Source organism: Pseudooceanicola lipolyticus (assembly GCF_002786325.1).
Taxonomy (GTDB): domain Bacteria; phylum Pseudomonadota; class Alphaproteobacteria; order Rhodobacterales; family Rhodobacteraceae; genus Pseudooceanicola_C; species Pseudooceanicola_C lipolyticus.
This window is the reverse complement of the sequence record NZ_PGTB01000363.1, coordinates 1-1150: the sequence shown is the minus strand read 5'-3', so window position 1 is coordinate 1150 and position 1150 is coordinate 1. Positions and strand designations below refer to the sequence as shown.

Here is a 1150-nt window from a genome sequence, read left to right as displayed (position 1 = left end):
GGGCAGCGCGGCCAGCGCCAGCCGGGTCTGCTCGGTCTCGCCGCCCAGCCCCTTAATGTCGGCCAGCGTGCCGAAGGTCAGGGTCGGTGCGCCCAGCACCCCGCCATAGGAATAGCCGGCGACCGCGACATCCGATTGCAACCGCGGCGCGTCATCGCGCAGATGCGCCACCGACAGCGGCGCCAGCGGCGCCGACGGGCGCAGCACCGCCACGCCCAGCGTCTCGTCGGTGGCCACCACCTCGGCCTGGTAATCCTGGTCGACGGTGATCCGGGTGCAGTTCTGCACCGCCTCGACCGTGGTCACCAGGGTGCCCTGGGGATCGACATAGAAGCCCGAGCGCGCCAGCCGCGGCTTGCGGATCTGCAGGCCCGAAACCAGGTCGATATTCTGCTCGGCATTGCCGCCGGCGGCGGGGTCGAGCACGCCGTCAGTGCGCTCGAAACTGGCTTTCATCGCCGCCAGCACCCGCTCGCGCCGCGCCTCGTCGCCAGTCGGCCAGATCAGGGTAAAGCCCTTGATGCGCCCGTTCTGCAGCGCCGCCTCGGTATAGGAGACGATGTCGCCATTGCGGCCCTCCAGGGTGAAGGCATCGCTGCCACGCTCGCGCGGGCCCTGCAACGGCACGATCTCCAGCGTCTGCATGATATCGTAGAGCCCGTACAGCGTGGCCTGATCGCCGGGCTGGCTGATCAGCAGCACCCGCACCGGCAGCTCGCCGGTGCTGTCGAAATGGGCGAAGGGCGGCTCGTAGCGGGCAAAGCTGACCGCGCCCAGCGGCAGGTCCATGCGGATCCCGGCCTGGGCATCGCTGTGGCTGCGCATCCCGACCGAGATCAGCGGCGCGTTATACTGATCCATCAGCGCCTGGCGCTGCAGCGTGGTCAGGATGCCCGTCGCCTCGTAATTATTGGCGGTTTGCCAGGCTTCCATCGAGGCGCGGGTGCCGCGGCCAAAGGCGCCGTCGATGGCCGAGTTGTAAAAGCCCTGCGATTGCAGCGCCACCTGCAGCGCCATCCGTTCCTCGCGGGTCAGGGCACTTTCGCTCTGCCGGGCCTCGGCCGGGGTCTCGTCGGCGGGCTTGATCTCGGGCAGGGCGGGCGCGGCCACCACGGTCTCGGCTTCGGCGGCCGGGGCGGGCTCGGCCACC

At 69.9% G+C, this 1150-nt stretch carries 1 protein-coding gene; it reads right to left on the bottom strand.

Annotation, left to right across the window (positions count from 1 at the left end):
- The coding region (locus CVM52_RS25935) for a serine protease (protein ID WP_205965040.1) at nucleotides 1-1150 on the bottom strand (1150 nt) is incomplete at both ends.